The 23,186-nt window shown below is 59.1% G+C and carries 27 protein-coding genes; 17 read left to right on the forward strand and 10 right to left on the reverse strand.

Going from position 1 to position 23,186, the window contains the following annotated elements; all coding sequences use genetic code 11:
• Positions 1-269: 269 nt before the first annotated feature.
• Both LCU97_RS19755 and LCU97_RS19760 read right to left on the reverse strand, forming a co-directional pair.
• Complete coding sequence (locus LCU97_RS19755; protein WP_232777537.1) at positions 270-1,490, reverse strand: CaiB/BaiF CoA transferase family protein; 1,221 nt, start codon at positions 1,488-1,490, stop codon at positions 270-272.
• A 12-nt stretch (positions 1,491-1,502) separates the two neighbouring features.
• On the reverse strand, positions 1,503-2,684 hold the full coding sequence (locus LCU97_RS19760) for an acyl-CoA dehydrogenase (RefSeq protein ID WP_232777538.1): 1,182 nt from the start codon (positions 2,682-2,684) through the stop codon (positions 1,503-1,505).
• 157 nt (positions 2,685-2,841) lie between these two features.
• Between LCU97_RS19760 and LCU97_RS19765 the strand changes: the two genes are divergently transcribed.
• The 10 genes from LCU97_RS19765 (at position 2,842) to LCU97_RS19810 (ending at position 12,643) form a co-directional block, all read left to right on the forward strand.
• Positions 2,842-3,741, forward strand: a complete 900-nt coding sequence (locus LCU97_RS19765; protein ID WP_053149640.1) for a LysR family transcriptional regulator — start codon at positions 2,842-2,844, stop codon at positions 3,739-3,741.
• 432 nt (positions 3,742-4,173) lie between these two features.
• Entirely contained in the window at positions 4,174-5,295 is a 1,122-nt protein-coding gene (locus LCU97_RS19770; protein ID WP_232777539.1) for a Re/Si-specific NAD(P)(+) transhydrogenase subunit alpha, read from the forward strand.
• A gap of 15 nt (positions 5,296-5,310) precedes the next feature.
• Entirely contained in the window at positions 5,311-5,634 is a 324-nt protein-coding gene (locus tag LCU97_RS19775) for an NAD(P) transhydrogenase subunit alpha (RefSeq protein WP_003187010.1), read from the forward strand.
• A complete protein-coding gene (locus tag LCU97_RS19780; RefSeq protein ID WP_232777540.1) occupies positions 5,634-7,070 on the forward strand; it encodes an NAD(P)(+) transhydrogenase (Re/Si-specific) subunit beta in 1,437 nt (478 codons plus the stop codon). Before LCU97_RS19775 ends, LCU97_RS19780 begins: the two co-directional genes overlap by 1 nt.
• Before the next feature lie 198 nt (positions 7,071-7,268).
• A complete protein-coding gene (locus tag LCU97_RS19785; protein WP_053149634.1) occupies positions 7,269-8,762 on the forward strand; it encodes an acetyl-CoA hydrolase/transferase family protein in 1,494 nt (497 codons plus the stop codon).
• 318 nt (positions 8,763-9,080) lie between these two features.
• Complete coding sequence (locus LCU97_RS19790) at positions 9,081-9,296, forward strand: DUF1127 domain-containing protein (protein ID WP_053149631.1); 216 nt, start codon at positions 9,081-9,083, stop codon at positions 9,294-9,296.
• Between the two features lie 312 nt (positions 9,297-9,608).
• Positions 9,609-9,926, forward strand: a complete 318-nt coding sequence (locus LCU97_RS19795; RefSeq protein WP_053149628.1) for a DUF2388 domain-containing protein — start codon at positions 9,609-9,611, stop codon at positions 9,924-9,926.
• A gap of 106 nt (positions 9,927-10,032) precedes the next feature.
• A complete protein-coding gene (locus LCU97_RS19800) occupies positions 10,033-10,338 on the forward strand; it encodes a DUF2388 domain-containing protein (protein WP_053149625.1) in 306 nt (101 codons plus the stop codon).
• Between the two features lie 26 nt (positions 10,339-10,364).
• A complete protein-coding gene (locus LCU97_RS19805; RefSeq protein WP_053149622.1) occupies positions 10,365-10,685 on the forward strand; it encodes a DUF2388 domain-containing protein in 321 nt (106 codons plus the stop codon).
• Positions 10,682-12,643, forward strand: coding sequence for a DUF7844 domain-containing protein (locus LCU97_RS19810; protein WP_232777541.1), 1,962 nt, complete (start codon positions 10,682-10,684; stop codon positions 12,641-12,643). The genes LCU97_RS19805 and LCU97_RS19810 overlap by 4 nt, the downstream gene beginning before the upstream one ends.
• 54 nt (positions 12,644-12,697) lie before the next feature.
• On the opposite strand, the gene trpA is transcribed toward LCU97_RS19810, so the two are convergent.
• Positions 12,698-13,507: a tryptophan synthase subunit alpha gene (gene trpA, locus LCU97_RS19815; RefSeq protein ID WP_053149616.1), complete on the reverse strand. Its 810-nt coding sequence runs from the start codon at positions 13,505-13,507 to the stop codon at positions 12,698-12,700.
• Positions 13,507-14,739 carry a tryptophan synthase subunit beta gene (trpB, locus tag LCU97_RS19820; protein ID WP_053149612.1) on the reverse strand — a complete coding sequence of 411 codons (1,233 nt, stop codon included), beginning with the start codon at positions 14,737-14,739 and terminating at the stop codon, positions 13,507-13,509. Before trpB ends, trpA begins: the two co-directional genes overlap by 1 nt.
• A 113-nt stretch (positions 14,740-14,852) precedes the next feature.
• On the opposite strand from trpB, the gene LCU97_RS19825 reads away from it, so the two are divergent.
• Complete coding sequence (locus tag LCU97_RS19825; RefSeq protein ID WP_232777542.1) at positions 14,853-15,749, forward strand: LysR family transcriptional regulator; 897 nt, start codon at positions 14,853-14,855, stop codon at positions 15,747-15,749.
• On the opposite strand, the gene LCU97_RS19830 is transcribed toward LCU97_RS19825, so the two are convergent.
• Positions 15,743-16,069: a DUF883 family protein gene (locus LCU97_RS19830; RefSeq protein ID WP_232777543.1), complete on the reverse strand. Its 327-nt coding sequence runs from the start codon at positions 16,067-16,069 to the stop codon at positions 15,743-15,745. The genes LCU97_RS19825 and LCU97_RS19830 overlap by 7 nt on opposite strands.
• 157 nt (positions 16,070-16,226) lie before the next feature.
• Between LCU97_RS19830 and LCU97_RS19835 the strand changes: the two genes are divergently transcribed.
• Both LCU97_RS19835 and LCU97_RS19840 read left to right on the forward strand, forming a co-directional pair.
• A complete protein-coding gene (locus tag LCU97_RS19835) occupies positions 16,227-16,442 on the forward strand; it encodes a dodecin (RefSeq protein WP_053149602.1) in 216 nt (71 codons plus the stop codon).
• A gap of 113 nt (positions 16,443-16,555) precedes the next feature.
• Positions 16,556-16,777: a DUF1161 domain-containing protein gene (locus LCU97_RS19840; protein WP_232777544.1), complete on the forward strand. Its 222-nt coding sequence runs from the start codon at positions 16,556-16,558 to the stop codon at positions 16,775-16,777.
• A gap of 53 nt (positions 16,778-16,830) precedes the next feature.
• On the opposite strand, the gene LCU97_RS19845 is transcribed toward LCU97_RS19840, so the two are convergent.
• Complete coding sequence (locus LCU97_RS19845; protein ID WP_053149596.1) at positions 16,831-17,832, reverse strand: LLM class flavin-dependent oxidoreductase; 1,002 nt, start codon at positions 17,830-17,832, stop codon at positions 16,831-16,833.
• 239 nt (positions 17,833-18,071) lie between these two features.
• On the opposite strand from LCU97_RS19845, the gene LCU97_RS19850 reads away from it, so the two are divergent.
• Both LCU97_RS19850 and LCU97_RS19855 read left to right on the forward strand, forming a co-directional pair.
• Positions 18,072-18,503, forward strand: coding sequence for an OsmC family protein (locus tag LCU97_RS19850; RefSeq protein ID WP_232777545.1), 432 nt, complete (start codon positions 18,072-18,074; stop codon positions 18,501-18,503).
• Between the two features lie 139 nt (positions 18,504-18,642).
• Positions 18,643-18,876: a DUF1161 domain-containing protein gene (locus LCU97_RS19855; RefSeq protein ID WP_053149585.1), complete on the forward strand. Its 234-nt coding sequence runs from the start codon at positions 18,643-18,645 to the stop codon at positions 18,874-18,876.
• Between the two features lie 89 nt (positions 18,877-18,965).
• On the opposite strand, the gene LCU97_RS19860 is transcribed toward LCU97_RS19855, so the two are convergent.
• Positions 18,966-19,391, reverse strand: a complete 426-nt coding sequence (locus tag LCU97_RS19860; RefSeq protein ID WP_053149583.1) for a PA0061/PA0062 family lipoprotein — start codon at positions 19,389-19,391, stop codon at positions 18,966-18,968.
• A 38-nt stretch (positions 19,392-19,429) separates the two neighbouring features.
• Positions 19,430-19,843 (reverse strand): PA0061/PA0062 family lipoprotein, encoded by a 414-nt coding sequence (locus LCU97_RS19865; RefSeq protein WP_053149575.1) that lies wholly within the window; start codon positions 19,841-19,843, stop codon positions 19,430-19,432.
• A 61-nt stretch (positions 19,844-19,904) separates the two neighbouring features.
• On the opposite strand from LCU97_RS19865, the gene LCU97_RS19870 reads away from it, so the two are divergent.
• Positions 19,905-21,002 (forward strand): aminopeptidase, encoded by a 1,098-nt coding sequence (locus tag LCU97_RS19870; protein WP_232777546.1) that lies wholly within the window; start codon positions 19,905-19,907, stop codon positions 21,000-21,002.
• Here LCU97_RS19870 and LCU97_RS19875 read toward each other — a convergent pair.
• Complete coding sequence (locus LCU97_RS19875; protein ID WP_232777547.1) at positions 20,996-21,343, reverse strand: hypothetical protein; 348 nt, start codon at positions 21,341-21,343, stop codon at positions 20,996-20,998. The two genes, LCU97_RS19870 and LCU97_RS19875, sit on opposite strands and share 7 nt — an antisense overlap.
• Positions 21,344-21,456: 113 nt before the next feature.
• The gene (locus tag LCU97_RS19880) at positions 21,457-22,359 is read right to left on the reverse strand and encodes a transcriptional regulator GcvA (protein WP_232777548.1); all 903 of its coding nucleotides are present in this window, start codon (positions 22,357-22,359) and stop codon (positions 21,457-21,459) included.
• 127 nt (positions 22,360-22,486) lie between these two features.
• On the opposite strand from LCU97_RS19880, the gene gstA reads away from it, so the two are divergent.
• Complete coding sequence (gstA, locus tag LCU97_RS19885; RefSeq protein WP_053149566.1) at positions 22,487-23,098, forward strand: glutathione transferase GstA; 612 nt, start codon at positions 22,487-22,489, stop codon at positions 23,096-23,098.
• The last annotated feature ends 88 nt before the right edge of the window (positions 23,099-23,186 follow it).

Below are 23,186 nucleotides of genomic sequence, written 5' to 3' on the forward strand. Positions count from 1 at the left end.
TTTCGACCGAGAAGATCGAACCGTCGACTGAGCCAAATACCTGCTCCGCTGACGCCTTCCGCGCTTCGATGACCTGAAGCCCTGCATCGCCGAAACCTACTTAACTCATTGAATTTCAAGAAGTTTTCCGTTTCGACTGCGCCGGAAGTGGGGCGAATTATAGAGACTCAGAATCTGCCGTCAACCCTTAATTTTACTTTTCTATCAATAAGCTGCGTTATCGGGAAAAACCTCTTCTACGCGCGCCGCCTCTATATAGAAAGAACAACTCAGAGAACTCCTGCCTCCCCAAGCGCGATCAATGCGGCCTCATCCAAACCCAACACGCGTTGCAGGACCCCAACCGTATGCTCACCTAGTAAAGGTGGCGCGCTGCGATATTCCACTGGCGTCTCGGACAGTCTGATCGGGCTCGCAACCTGTGGCACTTTACCGGCCAGGACATGAGGCAGCTCGAGCGCCAATCCACGGGCCTGTACTTGTGGATCGGCAAACACTTGGGCCAGATCATTGATAGGCCCGCACGGCACACCCGCCTGTTCCAACAGAGCAACCCATTCGGCCGTCGTCTTGAACACCGTCGCCTGGCGAATCAAGGGAATCAATAACGACCGGTTCGCCACCCGTTGCTTGTTTGTCGCGAAACGAGCGTCATCCGCCCACTGCGGCTGACCTGCCACCTCGGCAAACTTGCGGAACTGTCCATCATTGCCCACGGTAAGAATAAAGTTACCGTCAGCCGTAGGAAAATCCTGATAAGGCACGATGTTCGGATGAGCATTGCCCAGCCGCTTCGGCGCAACGCCTGTGGTCAGATAGTTCATCGCCTGGTTAGCCAGGCAAGCCACCTGGACATCCAGCAAGGCCATGTCTATATGCTGCCCGCCACCGACATGATCACGATGAGCCAACGCTGCCAGGATGGCGACGCTTGAATATAACCCTGTAAGGATGTCCGTCAGCGCGACCCCGACCTTCACCGGCCCCGCGCCCTCATCGCCTTCAGGTCGCCCGGTAAGACTCATCAGCCCACCGAGCCCCTGGATCATAAAGTCATACCCGGCACGCTTGGCATAAGGGCCCGTTTGACCGAACCCGGTGATCGAGCAATAAATCAACTGCGGGTTGATGACTTTCAGGGAGTCATAATCCAGGCCATAAGCCGCCAGCCCGCCCACCTTGAAGTTCTCGATCAGGATGTCGGACTTGGCCGCCAGCTCTCGCACCAATCTCTGCCCTTCGGGTCGCGTGAAGTCGATGGTGACCGATTGCTTGTTGCGGTTGGCTGACAGGTAATAAGCCGCCTCGGTGGTGTTCTCGCCGTCTGCGCCCTTCAGGAAGGGCGGCCCCCAGGCTCGCGTATCGTCGCCGTTGCCGGGACGCTCGACCTTGATGACTTCAGCCCCCAGGTCCGCCAGGATCTGCCCGGCCCAGGGCCCGGCCAGAACTCTAGATAAATCCAGTACCCGCAGGTGCGAAAGCGCGCCCATGACCGCCTCCTATTAATAGAATGCCTGGATACCGGTCTGCGCACGCCCAAGAATCAGCGCATGGATGTCGTGGGTACCTTCATAAGTGTTCACCACCTCCAGGTTCACCAGATGACGAGCGATACCGAACTCATCGGAGATTCCGTTACCCCCCAACATGTCCCGCGCCATACGGGCAATCTCCAAAGATTTGCCACAGGAGTTGCGCTTCATGATCGAGGTAATTTCCACCGCTGCCGTGCCTTCGTCCTTCATGCGCCCCAGGCGCAAGCAACCTTGCAACGCAAGGGTAATCTCGGTCTGCATGTCGGCCAGCTTCTTCTGGATCAATTGGGTCGCCGCCAGCGGACGGCCGAACTGCTGACGATCCAGGGTGTATTGGCGAGCGGTATGCCAGCAGAACTCGGCGGCACCCAACGCACCCCAGGAGATTCCGTAGCGTGCGGAGTTCAGGCAGGTAAACGGACCTTTCAGGCCGCGTACATCCGGGAAAATGTTCTCTTCCGGAACGAAGACGTTGTCCATGACGATTTCGCCGGTGATCGAGGCACGCAGCCCAACCTTGCCATGGATAGCCGGCGCACTCAGCCCCTTCCACCCTTTCTCCAGCACAAAGCCACGGATATCGCCAGCGTCGTCCTTGCCCCAGACGACAAATACATCGGCAATCGGACTGTTGGTGATCCACATCTTGCTACCCGTCAGGCTGTAACCACCCTCGACTTTGCGTGCACGGGTAATCATCGCGCCCGGGTCCGAACCATGGTTCGGCTCGGTCAGACCGAAGCAACCAATCCACTCACCAGAGGCCAGCTTTGGCAGGTACTTCTGTTTCTGGGCCTCAGTACCGAACTCGTTGATCGGCACCATGACCAAGGAGGACTGCACGCTCATCATCGACCGATAGCCAGAGTCGACACGTTCCACTTCACGGGCGATCAGGCCGTAACTGACGTAGTTCAAGCCGCTGCCACCGTATTGTTCGGGAATGGTCGCGCCAAGGAGCCCTACTTCACCCATTTCACGGAAGATCGCCGGATCGGTTTTTTCATGGCGGAACGCTTCCAGTACTCGCGGCGCGAGCTTCTGCTGGGCGAACTGCTCAGCAGTGTCGCGGATCATGCGCTCTTCTTCGGTGAGCTGCTGGTCCAGCAGCAATGGATCGATCCAGTTGAAGCTCGCTTTACCGGCCATGAAAAATTCCTCGTCAATCGATGAAAGAAATGTGGATTGATCCTAGGCGCGGTTTCCTACGAGGGCAAACGAGGATTGCGCACGGTGTTGTGCTAATTTCTCACTCCGTAAACGCCATAAACCCCGTTTACGCAGACAATCAGTGAGGTGCCTGTACATGCGTCGAAAGATTCCCAGCACTGCGGCCCTGGTCAGCTTCGAGGCGGCCGCACGCCATGAGAGCTTCACCAAGGCCGCACAGGAGCTGTCCCTCACCCAAGGCGCCATCTGCCGGCAGATTGCCAGCCTGGAGGACTTCCTCAGCGTGGAGCTATTCCGACGCTCACGCCGCGGCGTCAAACTGACCGAAGCGGGTCTTTCCTATAGTCGCCGGGTTGCCACCCAGCTGGACGCCGTCGAGCGCGACACACTTTCGGTTATGGGCCATACCGGCGCTAACGTGATCGAGCTGGCGGTGGTGCCTACCTTCGGCACCCAGTGGTTACTGCCGCGCCTGAAGGATTTCCAGCAGCAACATCCGGAAGTCACCGTCAACCTGACCAACCGCACCCGGCCTTTCCTGTTTGCGGATACGGAGTTTGACGCAGCCATTTACTTTGGCGATGCGGACTGGTCCGGCACCGAATCCCACAAGCTCATGGGCGAAAATCCGATGCCGGTCTGCAGCCCGTCCTTGTTGAATAATCAGAGTCACCTGACAGCGGATGCAATCGCCGAATTACCGCTGCTTCAGCAAACCACCCGCCCGTACGCCTGGCGCCAATGGTTCAACGCCCAACATCTGAATGTGGCTCGCGACCTGACAGGCCCACGCTATGAACTATTCTCCATGCTTGCCCAAGCGGCCATGCATGAAATGGGGATCGCCTTGATCCCGCCTTTTCTGATCCAGCGCGAGCTGGCAGAAAGAAGATTGGTCGTCGCCAATCGGAACGCGCTGTCGAGCATCAAGGCTTACTACCTGATGATTCCCGAGCGAAAGGTGGAATCCGCGTCCCTTCGGGCTTTCCGCGATTGGTTGATCAAACAAGCCCATGGCTATGCTCTTGATAAATAAGAAAAAGCTATATAACCGACTCCGGTAGTAAGCTAACCAAAAGCGCTACAGATATAAGTTTTTGTCGCATACAGTCAATCTGTTATGGAATCGGTACAGTAGTCTCAGAACCGTTCAAATACGTGGCTTTGAGCCATATTGCGCCAGCCATGGCGGCTTATTCACGCAGCCGATGTTAATTTTTATCGATTTGCGCTTTAAGCCTTGTAATGCACGGCCTGCAAGGGATCAGGCCTGACAGTTGCGACATTCGGTCACAGGGTGACTTGTAGTTAATTTTCCGTCACACGTCATAATTCCTTGAAGGGTCGAAATTTCGCCTGCAAAATGCCGCGCCCCGCCTGATTCGGCGGGATCGTGCTGATCCGCCGCCCCAGTCGCGCCATCCGAAGTGCCTGGGTTTACTCAATAAGATCACGCAGGAGATTTGACGTGCACATTGGTGTCCCTCTCGAAACCCAGACGGGTGAAACACGGGTTGCTGCTACCCCGGAAACCATCAAGAAACTGATCGGCCAGGGTCATAAAGTCACTGTTCAAAGCGGTGCCGGCATCAACGCCAGCGTTATCGACAGTGCCTACGAGGCGGCAGGCGCGACCATTGGCAGCGCCAGTGACGCGTTTGGAGCCGAGTTGATCCTCAAGGTGGTCGCGCCCAACGACAGCGAGTTGGCGTTGATCAAGAGCGGCACCGTCCTGGTAGGCATGCTCAATCCGTTCAACAACGAAATCATCGCCAAGATGGCCGAACGCGGCATTACAGCGTTCGCCCTCGAAGCCGCGCCACGCACTTCCCGGGCCCAGAGCCTGGATGTGCTGTCCTCTCAAGCCAACATTGCCGGCTACAAGGCGGTGCTGTTGGCAGCTCACTACTATCCACGCTTCATGCCGATGCTGATGACAGCCGCTGGCACCGTGAAAGCGGCGCGCGTGCTGATTCTCGGTGCCGGCGTGGCCGGGTTGCAGGCGATTGCGACAGCCAAGCGTCTGGGCGCGGTAATCGAGGCGTCGGACGTGCGTCCGGCGGTGAAGGAGCAAATCGAATCCCTCGGCGCCAAGTTCGTCGACGTGCCTTATGAAACCGATGAAGAGCGTGAATGCGCCGTCGGCGTCGGCGGCTACGCCCGTCCAATGCCCGCGAGCTGGATGCAGCGCCAGGCCCAGGCCGTACACGAGCGCGCCAAGCAGGCTGACATCGTCATCACTACGGCACTGATTCCGGGCCGCAAGGCACCGACCTTGCTCAGCGCGGAAACCGTCGCGCAAATGAAGCCCGGTTCGGTGGTGATCGACCTCGCGGCAGCCCAGGGTGGCAACTGCCCGCTGACCGTGGCCGACCAAGTGGTGGTCGAGAACGGCGTGACCATCGTCGGCCCGACCAATCTGGCCGGCGAAGTCGCAGCCGATGCCTCGGCGCTGTATGCCCGTAACCTGCTGGACTTCCTGAAGCTGGTCTTCACCAAGGAAGGTCAGTTCGACGTGAACCTGGAAGACGACATCGTCGCCGCGTGCCTGATGTGCCGCGACGGCCAGGTCATCCGCAAAAACGCCTAAGCAGGGATTCAGACAATGGAAGAGCTTATCTCCCCCGGTATCTACAACCTGATCATCTTTGTACTGGCGATTTATGTCGGTTACCACGTGGTCTGGAACGTGACACCCGCTTTGCACACCCCATTGATGGCGGTGACCAACGCCATTTCGGCGATCGTGATCGTCGGCGCCATGCTCGCCGCAGCGCTGACCGTGACGCCGCTGGGCAAGACAATGGGCACGCTCGCCGTGGCCCTGGCAGCGGTGAACGTGTTCGGTGGCTTCCTGGTCACGCGCCGGATGCTTGAGATGTTCAAGAAAAAAGCCCCGAAAGCCGTAAAAGAAGAGGCGCCCAAGTAATGAGCATGAATCTGGTAACGACGCTCTACCTGATTGCGTCCGTTTGCTTCATCCAAGCCCTCAAGGGCCTGTCGCACCCCACCACGTCCCGCCGCGGCAACCTGTTCGGCATGCTGGGCATGGCGCTGGCGGTGCTCACCACCGTCGGCCTCATCTATAAGCTGGGCGCTGAGCTGGCCACTGCGGGCATCGGCTATGTCATCGTCGGCCTGCTGATCGGCGGCACCGCCGGTTCGATCATGGCCAAGCGCGTCGAGATGACCAAGATGCCGGAGCTGGTGGCGTTCATGCACAGCATGATCGGCCTGGCCGCCGTGTTCATCGCCATCGCCGCCGTGGTAGAGCCGCAGTCCCTGGGCATCGTCAAGCAACTGGGGGATTCGATTCCGGCCGGTAACCGCCTGGAGCTGTTCCTCGGTGCGGCCATCGGTGCAATCACCTTCTCCGGCTCGGTGATCGCCTTCGGCAAGCTGTCGGGCAGGTACAAGTTCCGCCTGTTCCAGGGCGCACCGGTACAGTTTGGTGGACAGCATAAGCTCAACCTGATCCTGGGTCTGGCAACACTGGGCCTGGGCGTAACATTCATGGTCACGGGCAACTTCGGTGCATTCGCCCTGATGCTGGCCCTGGCGTTCGTGCTTGGCGTGCTGATCATCATCCCGATTGGCGGCGCCGACATGCCGGTAGTGGTGTCGATGCTCAACAGCTATTCGGGGTGGGCGGCGGCCGGTATCGGCTTCTCACTGAACAACTCGATGCTGATCATCGCCGGCTCCCTGGTAGGTTCGAGCGGTGCGATTCTGTCCTACATCATGTGCAAGGCCATGAACCGTTCGTTCTTCAACGTACTGCTCGGCGGCTTCGGCAATAGCGCCGATGCGGGCGGGCCGGCCGGCTCGAAAGAAGCGCGCCCGGTGAAATCCGGCTCCGCTGACGATGCGACCTTCCTGCTGACCAACGCCGACACCGTGATCATCGTTCCGGGCTATGGCCTGGCCGTGGCGCGGGCGCAGCATGCGTTGAAAGAGCTGACCGAGAAGCTGACCCACCATGGCGTGACCGTGAAGTACGCGATTCACCCGGTGGCCGGACGCATGCCCGGCCACATGAACGTCTTGCTGGCCGAAGCCGAAGTGCCTTACGACCAGGTGTTCGAAATGGAGGACATCAACTCCGAATTCGGCCAGGCCGACGTGGTGCTGGTGCTCGGCGCGAACGACGTGGTCAACCCGGCGGCGAAGAACGATCCGAAATCGCCGATTGCCGGCATGCCGATCCTCGAGGCCTTCAAGGCCAAGACCATCATCGTCAACAAACGCTCGATGGCCAGCGGCTACGCCGGCCTGGACAACGAGCTGTTCTACCTGGACAAGACCATGATGGTGTTCGGTGATGCCAAGAAGGTGATCGAGGACATGGTCAAAGCAGTGGAATAAACCTGCTCGATTTACCCAGAACGCCCCGACTTGTCGGGGCGTTTTGATTTGTATCAAGCCCCCCTGTTACCGATCCGGTAATAATGTTTTGCCTGAAACGCCCGTAATAGACGCCTCAAATGCGACTTTTGTAGCGGGACGGGCAAGGAGTGAATTCACTAGACTGCGCATCCTGCTTCCAGCCCGAGATAGCCCTGTATGTACCAAGATCGCATCCGCCTGCCTTCGTTGTTGAACAAAGTGATGAGCGCTGCCGAAGCAGCCATGCTGATCCAGGACGGCATGACCGTTGGCATGAGCGGCTTCACTCGCGCCGGTGAAGCGAAAGCAGTGCCCCACGCCCTGGCCGAACGGGCCAAAGTCACGCCGTTGCAAATCAGCCTGATGACGGGCGCGAGCCTGGGTAACGACCTCGACAAGGAGCTCACCGAAGCTGGCGTGCTCGCTCGGCGCATGCCTTTTCAGGTCGACAGCACGCTGCGCAAGGCCATCAATGCGGGCAAGGTCATGTTCATCGACCAACACCTTTCGGAAACAGTCGAACAACTGCGCAACGGTCAGCTCAAGCTACCTGACGTTGCGGTGATCGAAGCAGTGGCTATCACCGAACAGGGCCACATCGTGCCAACCACATCGGTGGGTAATTCGGCCAGTTTTGCGATCTTCGCCCGACAAGTAATCGTCGAGATCAACCTGGCCCACAATCCGAATCTGGAAGGTCTGCACGACATCTATATTCCGACCTATCGCCCAACCCGCACACCGATCCCCCTGGTGAAGGTGGACGACCGCATCGGCAGTACCGCCATTCCGATTCCACCGGAAAAAATTGCAGCCATTGTCATCACTAACCAAGGCGACTCGCCGTCCACCGTCACACCACCGGACAGCGACACCCAGGCCATTGCCGATCACCTGATCGATTTCTTCAAGCAAGAAGTGGCGGCCGGACGAATGACCAATAAGCTCGGCCCATTACAGGCCGGTATAGGGAACATCGCCAACGCCGTGATGTGCGGGCTGATCGACTCGCCGTTCGAGCAATTGAGCATGTATTCCGAAGTGTTGCAGGACTCCACGTTCGACCTGATCGACGCCGGCAAGCTGAGCTTCGCCTCGGGCAGTTCCATCACGCTGTCGGATCGTCGCAACGCCGATGTGTTCGGAAATCTGGAAAAGTACAAGGACAAACTGGTCCTGCGTCCGCAGGAAATTTCCAATCATCCGGAAGTGGTGCGTCGCCTGGGTATCATTGGCATCAACACCGCGCTGGAGTTCGATCTCTACGGCAACGTCAACTCCACTCACGTCTGCGGCACCCGGATGATGAACGGCATCGGTGGCTCAGGGGACTTCGCGCGCAATGCGCACCTGGCGATTTTCGTCACAAAGTCGATTGCAAAGGGAGGGGCGATCTCCAGCGTCGTGCCGATGGTCAGCCATGTGGACCACACCGAGCATGACGTCGACATCCTCGTCACCGAAATCGGCCTGGCCGACCTGCGAGGCCTGGCGCCACGGGAGCGGGCACGGGTGATCATCGACAATTGCGTGCACCCATCCTATCGCCAGGCGTTGAACGAGTACTTCGAGGCCGCGTGTGCCTTGGGTGGACATACACCTCACATCCTGCGCGACGCACTGAGTTGGCATCTGAACCTGGAAGAGACCGGGCGCATGTTGGCGGTTTGATACAGCTAGAACACCGTTACCGCACACACAGTTTTGATCATCCAGGCAAGCACGACCCGTTTCGTCAAAAACTGTATTGCTGTACCGGTGTTTTCCGTAGGATATTCCTTTCTCCGCGCCGTTAAAACGTGACAAATGCACCAAAACAGCGCAGACAGGTACAGTTGCTTCAATATGGACCAGCACACTGCGGTTTAACAGTTAACTGGTCGCGCACAATACAGGTGAACTGTATCTACAGTGACTGGCCAAACGAGAGGATCATGGGCACCAGTTAAACCACTACCTGATCCCGCCACAAGCGGAAGGATGTCAACCATGGAACGTACACTCAGTTCCGAGCTGTTTTTCGAAGACAAAGCTGCAAAAAACCAGGCTTCCCTGCCTCTTCGCATTATCGCCAACCTGATGCTGTGGCAGCGCCGCATCGCCAGCCGCCATCAACTGGCTCGTCTGGACTCGCGCCTGCTGGCCGACGCCGGTATCAGCGAAGCACAGCGCTACGAAGAGCTGAGCAAGCCGTTCTGGCGCTAATTCAGCGTCGCTGGCCCTGACCCACCGGGTCCACCGCCAGCACCGAATTGAACAAGCAAAACCCGTCGCGGGAAACCGCGACGGGTTTTGTCGTTTCAGGATGATGCTTTCAGAAAGCGCCGAGATAACAGTTATAGAAAACAACCAAATCAACCAGTACAGTTTATTTGAGGCTCCTCCAACTCACTTCATAAAGCTGTCTTCCTTCACGTTCTGACTTAATATCGGATGAACGTGGCGAAGCGAGTCGAGTACGCGTCTCCTCTTTCAGCTACCTGCACCGGCACCACCTCATATCCAAGGAGTTTCATCATGAACCGACTTCGTCTGCTCAGCGCCGCAACCCTGCTGGCCGTCGCCGCCCAAGCCAATGCCAGTAGCTTTATCGTTACCACCGACTCCATCGTAGGGGCGCTCAAGGCGACTTCCGACGTGACGTCCGATGCCACCTCGTCGCTGCGAGACAACAAAATCGTCCAGGCCGCCCGTGACGACGCCGCCAGCTTCGTGGCCAGTGAAGGTGCCATCCGTGGTGTGAAACTCGAAAGCGCCCTCGATTACATCCGTCAGCAGGCTCCCCAGTTGCAAGCCACTGACGCGCAACTGGCCCAAGCGATCCTGGTGATCTGATCCAACATGAAACATCGGACACCCAATGGTGTTCCGATGTTTCAGCGCTGGCTCTGGCCCGCAGGTTTGCGCTAGCCTTTGGACTCGCCATCAACTGTCGAGTCCCATGCGTTTTCACTTCGATCTGTTCATCGCCGTTTTCTTCCTTGCCGGCTGGTCCGTTCCAGCTCATGCCTTCGATGTGTCCACCCAGCAACTGGTTGCCAGTGGCTATGCCACGAGCATGGTGACCTCCGCGCCCTTCGACCATAAAATAGTCGCCGTCGCCCGCGACGACGCTGCGGCATTCGTTGCCAGTGACGGACAATTGCGAGGTGCACGATTGGAGTCGGCCCTGGATTACCTGCGCCAGACCCGGCCAAAACTTCATGCCAGTGACCTTGAACTGGCACAGGCAATTCTCGTCCAATAGTTATCCCTATATTTCGGAGTCGTTCCATGCGTAGCCCGCTGATTGCTGCCGCCCTAGGCCTGTTGGTATTGGCCGATGTGGCCCAGGCACATACCCTGGTAGCCACCAGTAACATCATCGTTCGCGCTTCCCAGCGTTCGATCGATTTCACCTCCGATACCACCACTTCCATCCGTGATTCGAAGATCATTCGTGAAGCCCACGACGATGCGGCCAGCTTCGTTGCCAGCAATGGTGAAATCCGCGGCGCGCATCTCGAAGCCGCTTTCGACACCTTGCGTACCCGCGTGCCGGAAGCTCGCGACGCCAGTGACCAGGTTCTCGCCGAAGCCATCCTCGCATTGTGAGGCGGCTCGCCGCCTGGCTGACCGCCGGGGTGATGCTGCTCATGGGCAGCACCGCCCAGGCCGGTTTGCAACTGCACCTCATCGACGAAGGCCTGAGCCCGGCACAACAGCAGGCCAGCCGGGCACTGCTCGATGAAGCCATGCAGGCCCTGCCGCCACGCTTCATCGAGCGCCTGGATCGACGCATCGATGTCGGCTGGACCGACCAGATGCCGGCCAACGCCTACGGCCAGGCCTCGCTCGTCTCGGAACTCGATCTCAACCGCAACCTGCTGGACAGCCTCACCAACGGCAGCGCCGCCACACAGAAGACCCATCGCCCCCACGGCACCGTACGACGGGAACTGCTCGCCACGGTCCTGCACGAACTGACTCACATTTACGACCGCGCACGCCTCTGGCCGGATGCCGAACGCACACTGATCCAGCGGTGTACCCGGCGCAACAGCAGCGCCGGCTTGATTGGCCTCCCCGACGAGTGCCGGGGCCAGAACGACCGGCGTTTCACCCTCAGCGACGATCCCCGCCTGCTGGATCTCGCCGGCTGGCCGCAATACGTCGGCCGTCGTGGAGAACGGGAACAGCATAACCGGCAGGTCGCCCGCAGCCCGGATCTTTACGAGACGAGCAGTCCGAAAGAGTTCGTTGCGGTCAACATGGAGTATTTCCTCCTCGATCCGAGCTACGCCTGCCGACGCCCCGCCCTGTATCGCTACTACCAGGAACATTTCGGTTGGGCTCCCGCCGCCAAGGACACTTGCGCCAAATCGTTCGCGTTCCTCAACGCCGGTAACGACTTCGCCCGGACGCCACTGGGCAAGGTCGATCCCGAGCGGGTCTATGCCGTCGACTACTTGCTGGCCGAAGCCAACCAGAACTGGGTCAGCCGCTGGGGTCACAGCATGCTCCGGCTGGTGATCTGCGCGCCGGGCCGTCCCCGTGGGCCGGATTGCCGGCTGGATCTGGATCAACACTTGGTGCTGTCCTATCGCGCCTTCGTGGGCGATGTGCAGTTGTCGAGTTGGGACGGGCTGGTGGGCAAATACCCGTCGCGCCTGTTCGTCCTGCCACTGGCCCAAGTCATCGATGAATACACCAAGACCGAATTGCGCAGCCTGGCATCGGTGCCGTTGAACCTGTCGCGTACCGAGATCGAAGAAACAGTTGAACATGCCGCCGAGATGCACTGGAGCTACGACGGCAATTACTACTTCCTGTCCAATAACTGCGCGGTGGAAAGCTTGAAGCTGTTGCGCAGCGGCAGTAATAACGAGCAACTCAAGGGCCTCGACAGCATCATGCCCAATGGTTTGCTGGAGGTGCTCAAAGGGCGGGGCCTGGCGGATACCAGCGTGCTCGACGATCCCAAGGAAGCCTTGCGCCTGGGCTACCGCTTCGACTCATTCCGCGAGCGCTATCAGGCCATGTTCGAAGTCCTGAAAAAACACCTGCCCATCAAGCAGCAAACGGTTGAAGACTGGCTCGCCCTGGACGCTGCAGAACGTCGCATCTGGTTCGAACAGGCAGACCTGCGCACCAGCGCGGCGTTGCTGCTGCTGGAACAGGCCAGCTATCGCCAGCAACTCCTGCTGGCTCAGGATGAAGTCAAACAGCGTTACCTCGGTGCCCGTGAACTTCAAAACGGCGGCATGGAAAGGGCCAACGCGACACTGCAGCAGATTCTCGTCAACAGCGGTTTCCTGAGCCGTCCCGCCGAGCTGCTGGGCAGCAGCGGTTATGGGTTGCCACAGCCTGGCGAATGGCAGCGACTGGAGTCGGAAAGCAGCCTGCGACAGAAACAGCTGCAAACCTTGACCGGTGATCTGGATAAGGAAGTCCGGGCTCTACTGGAGCCGCGTCGCGCCGCTGAAATAGCCGCCTGCGAGGCCAACGTCAAAGAGATCGGCGAACACTTGCGCAAACTGCACAAGGCCGGCGGCGGATTGGTGCTGCCGTAATGCAAAAAAGGGGTTCAAAACCTGGTTCTGAACCCCTTTTTTTGTACAGCTCGATCAGATGCGAGCCTTGCGCACGCCCTCCGCCAAAGCGGAGCACAGGCTCAACACCCCGTCGATCGCCTGCGCTGGCGTGTCGGCACTGGCGATATGGTCGATCAACGCCGAGCCCACCACCACTCCGTCAGCCAACCGTGCAATCGCGGCAGCCTGCTCCGGCGTGCGGATGCCGAAACCGATGCTGATCGGCAGGTCGGTATGGCGACGCAGACGCGCCACGGCTTCTTCCACATGCTCCAGCGTCGCGGCACCGGCGCCGGTCACACCCGCCACCGACACGTAGTACACAAAGCCCGAGCTACCATCGAGCACGGTCGGCAACCGCGCATCATCAGTGGTCGGAGTAGTCAGGCGAATGAAATCCAGGCCAGCAGCCTGGGCCGGTTCGCACAGCTCGCTGTTGTGCTCGGGCGGCATGTCCACGACGATCAAGCCATCGACGCCAGCGTCCAGCGCCTCGCCAATGAAACGCTGCACCCCATACCGATGGATCGGGTTGAAGTAACCCATCAGCACCAGCGGTGTTTCGGTGTTGTCCTGGCGGAACTCGCGAACCATCTGCAGGGTTTTCGCCAGGTTCTGCCGCGCGCCCAGCGCACGAATGTTAGCCAACTGGATCGCCGGACCGTCGGCCATCGGATCGGTAAACGGCATGCCCAACTCGATCACATCGGCACCGGCCGCCGGCAGGCCCTTGAGAATCGCCAGTGAGGTGTCGTAGTCCGGGTCACCGGCGGTGACGAAGGTCACCAGGGCGGCGCGGTTCTGTTCCTTGAGTTCGGCAAAACGGGTTTGCAGGCGGCTCATCAATGTTTCTCCTGCTGGGACTGTTCCATGTGATGCATCACGGTTTGCATGTCTTTGTCGCCACGGCCGGACAGGTTGACCACCATCAAATGGTCCTTCGGCAGATTCGGGGCGCGTTTGAACACTTCTGCCAGGGCATGGGAGCTTTCCAGGGCAGGAATGATCCCCTCCAGGCGGCAGCATTTATGGAACGCATCAAGGGCTTCGGCATCGGTGATCGAGGTGTACTGGACACGGCCGATGTCATGCAACCAGGCGTGTTCCGGGCCGATGCCCGGGTAGTCGAGGCCGGCGGAAATCGAATGGGCGTCGATGATCTGGCCATCTTCGTCCTGCAACAGGAACGTGCGGTTGCCATGCAGCACGCCAGGCACGCCACCGTTCAGGCTGGCGGCGTGCTTGCCAGTCTCGATGCCGTAGCCCGCCGCTTCGACGCCGATGATTTCGACGCTTTTATCGTCCAGGAACGGATGGAACAGGCCCATGGCATTGGAACCGCCGCCGATGCAGGCCACCAGGCTATCGGGCAGACGACCTTCCTGGGCTTGCAACTGATCGCGGGTTTCCTTGCCAATCACGGCCTGGAAGTCGCGAACCATGGCCGGGTACGGGTGCGGGCCGGCCACGGTGCCAATCAGATAGAACGTGCTGTCGACGTTGGTAACCCAGTCACGCAAGGCCTCGTTCATCGCATCCTTCAGCGTGCCGGTACCGGCGACCACCGGGATCACTTCGGCACCCAGCAGCTTCATGCGAAACACGTTGGCCTGCTGGCGCTCGATGTCGGTGGTGCCCATGTAGATCACGCAATCCAGACCAAAACGCGCGGCCACGGTAGCGGTCGCCACGCCGTGCATGCCGGCGCCGGTCTCGGCGATGATGCGTTTCTTGCCCATGCGCCGCGCCAGCAGGATCTGACCGATGCAGTTGTTGATCTTGTGGGCGCCAGTGTGGTTCAGCTCCTCGCGCTTGAGGTAGATCTTGGCACCGCCGCAGTATTCGGTCAGGCGCTCGGCGAAATAGAGCGGGCTTGGGCGACCGACGTAGTCACGCTGGAAGTAGGCAAGCTCCTCGATGAAGGCAGGATCTTCCTTCGCCACCTCATATTCACGGGCCAGATCGAGGATCAACGGCATCAGGGTTTCGGCCACATAGCGGCCACCGAATGCGCCGAACAGGCCGTTGGCGTCAGGGCCACTGCGCAGATTGAAGGGGGTCGTAGACTGGGTCATCGGGCGCTCCAGGCAAAATGCTCACAAGGACAATGAAGGTCACTCTACCCCTGACACTCGCCCCTGAAAACCGATAAGATCGCCATAACCTGTCAGGAAAACTCACATATCAGATGAGCCACGATCTTCCACCGCTCAATGCCCTGCGCGCCTTCGAAGCGACCGCCCGCCTGAACAGCGTAAGCCAGGCGGCGGAACAACTGCATGTCACCCACGGTGCCGTCAGCCGTCAACTGAAGGTGCTTGAGGAGCATTTGGGCGTCAGTCTGTTCGCCAAGGACGGTCGCGGCCTGAAACTCACAGATGCCGGCTTGCGGCTGCGTGATGCCAGCGCCGAGGCTTTCGATCAGTTACGCAGCGCTTGCGCGGAGCTGAGCCAAAGCACGGCTAACTCGCCGTTCGTGCTGGGCTGCTCGGGCAGCCTGCTGGCACGCTGGTTCATTCCGCGCCTGGGCCGGCTCAATGCGGATCTGCCGGACTTGCGCCTGCACCTGTCCGCCGGAGAGGGCGACCTTGATCCCAGACGACCGGGGCTGGACGCGCTGCTGGTGTTTGCCGAGCCTCCGTGGCCGGCGGATATGCAAGTGTATGAGCTGGTCGGCGAACGGATCGGTCCGGTCATGAGCCCGCGTTATGCCGGATTCGTGCGCCTGAAAAGCGCACCAGCCGATGCGTTGCTGGGGGAACCACTGCTGCACACCATGTCCCGCCCCCAAGCATGGCCAACCTGGGCACGGCAAAACGACCTCGATCCCCAAGAACTGAAGTCAGGCCAAGGCTTTGAGCATTTGTATTATTTGCTGGAGGCCGCTGTCGCAGGGTTGGGTGTGGCCATCGCTCCCGAGCCATTGGTAGCCGAAGACCTGCGCGCCGGCCGCCTGGTCGCGCCTTGGGGCTTCGATGAAACCCCGGCGCGACTGGCGTTGTGGCTACCCAAGCGCGCCGCGGACGGCCGCGCCCGGCAACTGGCCCAATGGCTCAGGCACGAGCTGGGCCAGCCGACTCAGTGACCGCGCTTGCACAGCAAGTAGGCAGCCAGCAAACCAATGGCGCCCACTGCTACGCCGGCGGTGGTCCACGGGTGTTCCTGAGCGTAGTCGCGGGTAGCAAGCCCGGTTTCGCGGGTTTTCACCTTGACCTCTTCATACGCATCGCTGAGCAGATGCCGGGAATGTTTCAGTGCGTTCTCGGCATTGGCCTTGAGCGCCTTGAGGGTCTTACGCGACTCGTCCGACGTATCATCCTTCAGGGTCTCCAACGACTTGAGCAGATTCTCGATCTCCGCTTCCATGCTTTGCAACGAGGCTTTACGTAACGAAGTGCTTGCCATGGTGGCTCTCTCCTGCAGTGGTTGAGTGCGTGTGAAAGTTGGGACTCCAGCCGTTTGTGAAAGTGCAGTAAATCTGAACTTTCAAAGCGTAAACAGCGACACACGTAAGGCGAACAATCGCTGCTAGTCTGTTTCAGACAACCTCAGGAGGAACGTCATGAGTGATCACCACACGTACAAGAAGGTCGAGCTGGTCGGCTCGTCTCCTACCAGCATCGAAGACGCCATCAACAATGCCCTGGCCGAGGCCAGCAAAAGTCTCAAGCATCTGGAATGGTTTGAAGTCACCGAAACCCGTGGGCACATCGAGAATGGCCGGGCGGCGCACTTCCAAGTGACTCTCAAAGTCGGGTTCCGGATCGCAAACAGCTGATCGCGATGAACTTGCGCGCTGGCGGAGTGCCATAGGGAATGGCGATGCGCTATTGTCTGCGCGTCACGATTGTCCATACCTGCCTTATTCGATCCGACCAAGGAGTGCGAGCGATGAAAAAGTTGATGGTAGCCCTGGGCTTGTTGAGCCTGGCGGGCGGTGCATTTGCGGCCGGCAAGCCTTGTGAAGAACTGAAAAGTGAAATCGCCGAGAAACTGGATGCCAAGGGCGTGCCAAATTATTCGCTGGAAATTGTCGATAAGGGTGCGGCAGCTGACGGAGACGTCGTCGGCACCTGCGAGGGCGGCACGAAAGAAATCGTTTACAAAAAGTGATGCTCCAGAAACGAAAAAGCCGACGCATGCGTCGGCTTTTTCATGGGCGCGATTCAGCCTTTCATGACCTGCGCCAGCAGTTCATAAGAGCGCAGGCGATCCGTATGCTCATACAGATCGCTGGTAAAAATCAGCTCGTCGGCCTGGGTTTTCTCGATCAACACCTCGAGCCGGGCACGGATTTTCTGCGGGCCACCTACCATCGCCAGCCCCAGGAAGTCGCCCACCGCGTCTTTCTCGTGGGGCAGCCAGAGGCCGTTCATGGTCTCGACCGGCGGACGTTGCACCAGGCTCTGACCACGGATCAGGGCCAGGATCCGCTGGTACACCGAAGTCGCCAGATAATCGGCCTGCTCGTCCGTGTCCGCTGCCACCAGCGGCACCCCGAGCATTACGTAAGGCTTGTCGAGTACCGCCGACGGTTGGAAGTGATTTCGATAAATGCGGATCGCCTCGTGCATGTAGCGCGGGGCAAAATGAGAGGCGAAGGCGTAGGGCAAGCCCCGCTCACCGGCCAGTTGCGCGCTGAACAGGCTTGACCCCAGCAGCCAGACTGGCACGTTGGTTCCGGTGCCGGGCATGGCAATGATGCGCTGGTCAGGAGTACGCGGGCCGAGATAACGCATCAGTTCGGCCACGTCATCGGGGAAATCGTCCGCACTGCCTGAGCGCTCGCGACGCAAGGCCCGGGCGGTCATCTGGTCGGACCCGGGAGCCCGCCCCAGTCCCAGGTCGATTCGGCCTGGATAAAGGCTTTCCAGGGTGCCGAACTGTTCGGCGATCACCAACGGCGCATGGTTGGGCAACATCACGCCCCCGGAGCCAACGCGAATGGTCGACGTGCCCCCCGCCAAGTAACTGAGCAACACGGCCGTTGCGGAACTGGCGATGCCATCCATGTTGTGGTGCTCGGCCACCCAGAAGCGGGTGTAGCCATACTTCTCCACGTGTTGCGCCAAGTCCAGTGAGTTGCGCAGGGACCGGGCGGCGTCGCCGTCCTCGCGTACAGGCACAAGGTCTAGGGTCGAAAATTTCACGTCGGACAGCTGTTTCATCGGCTGGGATCTCCAACGGCATTCCGGGCTTTTCCTACGGGCAAAAGCCTGCCGTTTCTATGGGTGTGTTCCATGCAATGTGGGCATATACCCGAGTTTCAATGGCCGCGTCGAATTTTCCTACTAAATTCGTCAGCTAATCGACAGGATGAACTTTATTTGCCGGTCTATCCTCACAACCCTGACAGCGGAAAACACCCAGGCGCGACTACCTCGCGCCAGCTCTTGAGGAGGAAGACATGGCTATTGTCAAAAAAGCATCGGCTCACTGGGAAGGTGATCTGAAAACCGGTATCGGCTCCATCTCGACGGAAACCGGCGTGCTGCGCGAAGCGCCTTACGGCTTCAAGGCGCGTTTCGAAGGCGGTCGGGGCACCAACCCGGAAGAACTGATTGGCGCGGCCCATGCGGGCTGCTTTTCCATGGCATTTTCGATGATCCTCGGCGAGGCCGGACTCAAGGCCGAGCGTATCGACACCCAGGCCGAAGTGACCTTGGATCAGGTCGATGGCGGCTTTGCGATAACGGCGGTCAAGCTGATTCTGAAAGCGAAGATTCCCGGCGCCACCCAGGCGCAATTCGAAGAATTGAGCAAAAAGGCCAAGGAAGGTTGCCCGGTTTCCAAAGTGTTGAATGCGAACATCACCCTGGACGCCACACTCGAAAGCTAATCCATGAGGAAGATCGCAGCCCCCGCAAGCATTGCCGGAGGCTGCGATCTACCCCTGTCACCCCACCTCCCATTTATGGTCGAATGATGCATGCAGTTTCAGCGCAAAGGCGTTGCGCGCTGCAAAGAGGAAGTCGAGCATGAAACGATTTGCCGTGATGGTCATGGGTTGCGCATTGGCTACATCGGTTCTCGCGGCGCCCAAATCCTGCGAGGAGCTGAAAGAGGAAATCGAAGCGAAGATTCAGGCCAACAACGTGTCGTCCTACACGCTGGAAATCGTCACCAACGATGAAGTCCACGACCGGAACATGGTGGTGGGCAGTTGCGAAAACGGCACGAAGAAAATCATCTACCAGAAGAACGATCGCTGAACGCTAGGCTCTGTACGAAAAGTCTTGAGACGAAGGTCAGGCAGTTTTCAACGCAGCATGAACGAGTATCAAGGCTTTTCGTACAGAGCCTAAGGCAGGCAGTTGGCCCGACGATCCTCTGCAACGACTTCTCGCTTGGCGTTGTAGAGCCGGGCACTTGGTGTGAACGCGAGGTTGCGCGCTTCCAGCCGATAACGCTGGCCGGCCTGGAACTGATCGTAACGCACTAGCAGGTAGCACATCCGCTCTTGCGGCTCGGCTTGCATGCCCAGTCCACCACCGCTGATGACCTCGAAGTCAAAACGGACCTCCAGCTCATGGCTGCCGGGCGGAACCTGGAAGAATCGCCCGTCCCGCAAGCGCTGGCCGTCCAGGCTTTCAGCCATCAATACCTTGCCACCCGGCGCTGGCATAGCGAACTCTACCCAGGCCATGTTCGGGTCTGCCTCGGGTAACGGGCTTGTTGCACAGCCGCCCAGGGAGACGAAGGCAAGTATCAGCATGTTTAGGCGCATGGTGGTTTCCTGAAGTCAGGTCCTGAGCATAGCGCCGATCAGCTTTGCTGGCAGCCCGCCGGGGTCGCCAGACCCACTACTTTGCGCTGCTGATCATAGAGCTTGGCCCAGGGCCGGAACCCAATGTTGCCAGCCTGCAACTGGTAGCGCTGGCCTGCGTTGAAGTCCTTGAACTTCACATTCAACCGGCAATCACGCCACAGCGGCTCGGCGTTGGGACCAATGTTGCCGGGCTCTACGGCAAACTGGTAACGCACCGTCAGTTCATGGCTGCCGGGTTGGACTTCGAAGTAACGTCGGTCAACGGAGGTCTTGTCATCGACTTCCAGCGCTTGCAGCGCCGTGTTTTGATGGTTTCCAAGGTCGATCCACGCTTGCGATGGATCAGGGTCAGGCAAACCGGCACAACCGGTCAGCAACAACAGGCCACTCGTCAGCATCAAGACGCGCATAGCGAAGCTCCGGGCAGGCGGGATAGTCTTGTAGGCAGACTTTTTCCCAAGGTGATTGCAATTGATCAGGCCGCATTCAAGCCATCGGTTACTCGACCGTGTTTTCCGGTTTTTGTTTCCAGGCCTGCTGCTTTTGTTACTCAACGGTTGTTCCAGCGCCGCTTACTACAGCCAGCTTGTCGATGGCCAACTGCGACTGCTGAAGGCTCGGGAACCCATCGACCAGGTCATCGACGACCCCGCCCGCGATCCCGCATTACGGGCCCACCTGGCCCAGGCCCGTGAAGCTCGGACGTTCGCCAGCGTCCACCTGCATCTGCCGGACAATGAAAGCTATCGCCTGTATGCAGACATCGGTCGACCGTTCGTGGTCTGGAATGTCTTCGCCACGCCGGAATTTTCCCTGGCAGCGCAAAACCATTGTTTCCCGATAGCAGGCTGCGTTGCCTATCGCGGCTACTACAACCAGGGCGCGGCCCGTGGCGAGGCTGCGTTGCAACGTTTGAAGGGTATGGACGTGGCGATCGGTGGCGTAGAGGCGTACTCGACCCTGGGCTGGTTCAACGACCCGATCCTCAGTTCGATGATGCATTGGGGTGACGAACGCCTGGCGACGCTGATTTTCCACGAGCTGGCGCACCAGCGTTTCTACGTAAAGGACGACACGGAATTCAACGAGTCCTTCGCCACGTTCGTCGAACAGGAAGGCACACGGCAATGGCGTGCAAGCCGCGGCCTGGCGCCGGATACGGGCTTGCGGTGGCGCCAAAGCGAGCAATTCATCCAACTTATCCTCGACACTCGCCAGCGTCTGGAACAGCTTTACGCCCAGCCCCTGCCGGCCGACCAGATGCGCCAACGCAAGGCCCTGGAATTCGAACGCCTGCGCGCCGATTATCGACAACTGCGCGATAGCCAGTGGGCGGGCGACAAACGCTACGACGCCTGGGTCTATGCGCCCCTCAACAACGCGCGGTTGTTGCCGTTCGGTTTATATACCCGGCGGGTGCCGGCGTTCACGGCGCTGTTCAAGCGGGTGAACGGGGACTGGATTGCCTTTTATGCCGAGGTCGAAAAGCTCGGCCGGCTGCCGGTCGACAATCGCCAAGCGGCGTTGAAGACGCTGGCTGAATCACGTCCCTCGATGCCGCCTCAATGAACGAAAATACAAACCGGCACCGTACAAGCCCCCTGCTTGCCCGTTACGGTGATGTATTTGATAGGGCTGCTTTCCGGAATCATGATGTTGATGGGGACCTGTGGATAACTCAGGCTCTTAAAGCTCTGCGTCGGCTCGATGGGCTCCTGGGCCCGACCTTTCTGGCTGACGACGATAGGTACTTTGCTTTTGTTCCAGACCTGCGCCGTCACTTCTGTCGCCGGCGCCGCGGGCACTTCGCCCTCGGGTGCAACGGCGGGTTGCACCGTCGTATCGGCATGCGTGGGTTGCAGGTAGAACGCAAAGAGCAACACCACCCAACAGAATCTCTTGGTGTCCATTTCCGGTGCCCCTAGTCAGGTTGCAAGTCAGCGAAGCGGAAATCTTTAGTGACGTTGATTTAACCGTCCGTGTAACCGGGTGTCACCTGTAAGGACTAACAGGGCAGGGCTGTTCAGGGCGCGGGCGAATGCACCAGCCCCGTTAACCAACTGCGAAAAGCCACGATCTTTTTCGAGTTGGCATATTCCAGTGGCGTCACCAAATAGAAACCCAGGTCGGACTTCAACTTGAGGTCGAACGGCGCCACCAGCCTCCCGGCTTTCAGATCGTCATCGACATAGGTAGAGCGACCGATGCACACCCCCAACCCGTCGATGGCGGCCTGTACGGCCATCATCGCCAGATCGAAGGTCAGTCGTGTGCCTTCGGCGAGTTTCATCGGTTGCCCTGCCGCGCTCAACCATTTGCTCCAGTCGTTATTGGTCATGCCGCTGACCTGCAACAGCGTGTGACTGGCCAGATCGGCCGGACTCTTCAACGCCTCAGGACTGGCCAGCAGCTTGGGACTGCACACGGGGAAGATCTCATCGGACATGAGCCAGTCCGCCCGCATGCCTTTCCAGGTGCCGGAACCATAGCGGATCGCGGCGTCGATCCCGCCCTTGCGGAAGTCGACCAACTCGGTGGACGCCGTCAGCCGAACATCGATGTCGGGAAATGCCTTCTGAAAGGACGGCAAACGCGGTAATAGCCACTTGGATGCCAGGGAAACCAGCGTACTGACGGTCAACGTGCTGTTGTTGCTCGATTCGTGCAGCATTTGCGTGGAATAGCGCAACTCCTGAAACGCTGCGCGAACGCCCGGAAAATATCCCTGGCCTTCAGTGGTCAATGCCAACCCATCCTTGAGCCGAAGAAACAGACGAACGCCCAGCTCATCTTCAAGCCGGCGGATCTGATGGCTAATCGCAGTCTGCGTGACATTGAGCTCGTCGGCGGCCTTGGTAAAACTCATATGCCGGGCAGCCGACTCAAATGCTTTAAGTCCATTGAGGGAGGGGATTCTGGCGACCATCAGGTTTCGAAAGACTCATGAAATTTTGTCATAACCTAGCATTCGACAAGTCCTTTGCAAAAGGTCAGGTCGGTCGCGGATCCTTGCTTCGTTCTTCAGCCGCAACGGCTTAAACCAGGAGCTCTCCATGAAACTCTACTTCGCCCCAATGACCTGCTCCCTGTCTCCGCATATCGTGCTGCGCGAACTGGGGTTGGCTTTCGAACTGATGCGGGTCAACAACAAGACCAAGGCTACCGCCGACGGCCGTGATTTACGTGACATCAATCCAAAGGGTTATGTAGCTGCGCTGGTGCTGGATAACAGCGAAGTGCTCACCGAAGGTCCGGCCATCATCCAGTACCTCGCGGATCTGGTTCCCGGCAATTCCCTGGCAGCGGCCAACGGCACCTGGGAACGCTCTCGCTTGCAGGAGCTGTTGAACTTCATCGCCACAGAAATACATAGCGGCAGCGCTCCGTTGTTCAACACCGAAATTCACGAGTCCGCCAAGGCAATTTTCCGGCAGAAACTGTTCAAGCGCCTGGATTACCTGAACACAGGCCTGCTGGGCAAAAATTACCTGCTGGGCGACTTCGGCCTGGCCGATGCCTACCTGTTCACCGTGCTCAAGTGGCTCCCGTTCTTCAATATCGAGATCAAGGACTGGCCGGAACTGGCGTCGTTCATGGAGCGCGTCGAAGCACGTCCAAGCGTACAAGCCGCCATCGCCGCGGAAGAGGCAACGCAGGCGGTTTAAAGGAACTGGTCGATGCCGGCGCTTATGAGGACCGGAAAAAATTCAAGACTGTGGGTGACTGAGGGACCTCATCGCGGGCAAGCCTTGC

Origin of the sequence: Pseudomonas uvaldensis, assembly GCF_021271205.1 — a bacterium.
Taxonomy (GTDB): Bacteria; Pseudomonadota; Gammaproteobacteria; order Pseudomonadales; family Pseudomonadaceae; genus Aquipseudomonas; species Aquipseudomonas uvaldensis.